Below are 3,115 nucleotides of genomic sequence, written 5' to 3'. Positions count from 1 at the left end.
TGGTTCCAACAGGAAGTGATGTCACAAAGGATGTTTCAGAATGTTTTTCAAGCTTTTTCAGCTCTTATCTATTACATCATACTTTCAGCTAGAAACTCCCAAAAATGTCAAAATGTTCCACGTTTCATACATTCTGGCTTAAAACTTTATTGAACTTTGAAGTTAAGTTACAATGGCAGAACGCACTTCAAACTCCCTCATCTTTACGCTCTTCCCACTAATACATACATTCACAGACTTTCTCACATTAATTCAACTTTTTCATATCTTTCATACTTTTTACACAATCACATTTCAAAATTCATGACATACCTTGAATTTTTTTGTATGGATATATTCATCTTTAAGTGGAAAAAGAGTGCTTTTTTTAATATTTAGAGTTAGACTTGATAGTTTAGACACTAATTTAACTATTTTCCCTATTTTTCATCCCATAAAAACATAGTCATCATTAAATAACTGACATTTGATTTCCTTTAACTAAAATCTTCATGTCTTTTAAAAGAAATGTTCATTATGTATTAGAGACCATTGTTTGCATAGAAATAGAAGTGAAGCTGCAGCATTTCCTTGTTTTTTTACCTTTTATTCCTGCAGAATTGGGCTACTTTTGGGCAACCCTGATCACTCGGCCATTTTCCGATAGCATGTCCTGCTAGCCCTTTCCGTATTTCAAAGCTGTTTTTTAAAAAACAAAACAATCAGCGACAAGTGACGTGCATTCATTATTTTATATTGTTAACATGACACAGTGAGTATTCCAACTGGACTCTAACCTCTTCAGACTTTGACCAAAACCCTGAGTTGAACATATTTTCAAACCAGGCCTCATATTTCAGGATCCGCTCTCTGCTGCACTTCTCGGACTTCCCTGTGCGCCTCTCGTCCACCGTCACCATCTCCCTCTCCTCATCCTCCCTGCCGAGGCCTTCCCATGTGCCTCTCGTCCTGCCGAAAGTTTTTTGCGTTTTTGCACAGGGTCCTCTGTTCTTTGCACAAAACAAATTGAAGTAACCTTCAATGCTGAAACAGGTTTTGGTAGATGGCCTGTTGCTGTAAGTGTAAGGGCAATAATTGATGCTCCTTATACATACAGCTCCGACCCAGAAGTTTGATAATGTTCTACCTGATGACTTCTTTGCGATGGACGTCATATAAGGTGAGGTGTCCGTAAACAATGTTAAAAGCAGGCAGACAGCCTGTATCTCTCCGCCCTCACCTGACCCTCTGCTCCACTTCAACCAAGGCATTCGGAGCATGTCTCTGTCCGAATGAGGGATCCATCGGAAGTGAAGATTGGGAACAGGATGGCGAAGGCCCGGCAGTACCCCTGGGGGACGGTGCGGCTGCAAAATGAGAATCGCCGCGTCTTCGTCAAACTGCTGATCAGAGTGAACATAGAGGACCTGCGAGAGCAGACTCGCCGACGTCATTATGAGCACTACCGCCGCTGCAAACTGAAGGAGATGGGATTCAAGGACACGGAAAGACAAACGACGCTGTACAACCTCCGCCAAGACCAACAGAGGGAAGCCATGTGGAGAAAGAAAGAGGCTCTCCAAGAAGAGAATGAGAGGCTACAGAAAACTGACCTAACTGGGAAGATTGAGTACCTCGAGGAGGAGTGCAGAAGAGCAACTGTCATGTCACATGATATTGTAGCAATTTCACCTCCCCTCGAGGTGTACGCTATCTAGCTAGATAGCGTTAGCTGCTGTTAACCGTGCTAATTCAACTACTACTAGCTACGACTATTAGCTACCTTGAACCAAATTGGCCACAGTCGCAGCTAACGTTACTATCTTGTTTTGTTTTTGCAGCTACTAGTAGTTGTGACTCAAACTTTGCGTAGAGAGACTAGCCTGTGGATGTTTATTTCTTTCTTTCTTTTTTAAATATTCATCTACATAAAAATGTTCAATCAAAAAAATACTTTAATCTGACAACAGAAAAATGATTAATGGACAGCAGCTAAACAGTGAGTGTGTGTGTGTGTGTGTGGAGCGCAGCTAACAAACGAGCTAACAAGCTTGCTAACGTTCGCTCACAGTAAATGTCAGTAGGAGAGTAATAGCCAGGGTCCAGGGGCTGTGTAGCAGCTTCCTGTCACCTCTAGCCCTCTCTGTGATCACACAATACAGTTATTAATGTTGATTTTGACAACTTTATGATCACCAAATACTGATTTAAGCAGCATCTCAGCATAACAGAGGAGGAGTCGTGTCATAGTTTGCATTTATACGTTAGCATTTATAAACCACAATCTAATCACTGTTTATGTTCATTCGGTTGTCTGACAACAGAAACAGAAAAGGTGATTAAATCAGCTAAACACGGAGTGTGTGTACATTAAAATGCAGTGTAGGTGAGCAGAGGTTTAACCAGCTGTCCGTTGCACTGCTCAACACATGTTGCTGTCATCAGCACTTTTTTTGTTTGCCGTACTACGAAAAGAAACGTTTCACCCAGTTTTCCATTGATTAGTTGTTTCCGTGTGGAAAATCTTGAGCAAAATATGTAGCTTTAAACAGCTTTTCCAGATTATTTAGCTCAGCGCGGATGTAGCCGACAAACGAACTAACAAGCTTGCTAACGTTCGTTCACAGTAAATGTCAGTAGGCGAGTGAAAGCAACCTGTTCTAATCCTGTGTTTTCAGTTTTAATACCTGAGCATTATAGCTCCATCACTGCAGATGCATGTGCTCACGTGATTGAGATATTTGTACAGAATGTATTAAAAGAAGAAGGGGATCCACTGGGACTGCATATACAGTGGAGGGATTTTCACTCCTGTCCCATCCCACTCCCACAAAAGTCTCCCGTCCCAATCCTATCAAAGAGTTAAAAAAAAATAAATCCCGTCTTGACTCCCGTCCCATCCTGTTCCCGATTTAATATACTAAATAAATCAGAAAATAGCGTTTTTTCATGTTAGAATTGCATATTTATATATAAAAACTGACCTGTGTTTCCCGGTGAAATTGACTCGCATCACACGGGAATCCCACAGGAAAACTGTCCCGTCCTGTCTAGATGGTGACCCAGGATTTGCTGAAACTCTCGCGACATTTAGGTTTTAGGCAACAAAACTACTTGTTTAGGGTTACGAACGCAC

At 41.3% G+C, this 3,115-nt stretch carries 2 protein-coding genes; one reads left to right on the top strand and one right to left on the bottom strand.

What is annotated here, in order from left to right:
- Window positions 1–725: 725 nt before the first annotated feature.
- Window positions 726–1,250, bottom strand: coding sequence for a hypothetical protein (locus ACRC28_RS19145; RefSeq protein WP_438545054.1), 525 nt, complete (start codon window positions 1,248–1,250; stop codon window positions 726–728).
- A 39-nt stretch (window positions 1,251–1,289) separates the two neighbouring features.
- Here ACRC28_RS19145 and ACRC28_RS19140 point away from each other — a divergent pair, with 39 nt between their 5' ends.
- Complete coding sequence (locus tag ACRC28_RS19140) at window positions 1,290–1,697, top strand: hypothetical protein (protein WP_438545053.1); 408 nt, start codon at window positions 1,290–1,292, stop codon at window positions 1,695–1,697.
- The last annotated feature ends 1,418 nt before the right edge of the window (window positions 1,698–3,115 follow it).

The organism is Clostridium sp. (assembly GCF_051650885.1).
Classification (GTDB): Bacteria; Bacillota; Clostridia; order Clostridiales; family Clostridiaceae; genus Clostridium.
The sequence above is the reverse complement of the archived record's forward strand: the minus strand, read 5'-3'. Positions and strand labels throughout refer to the sequence as shown.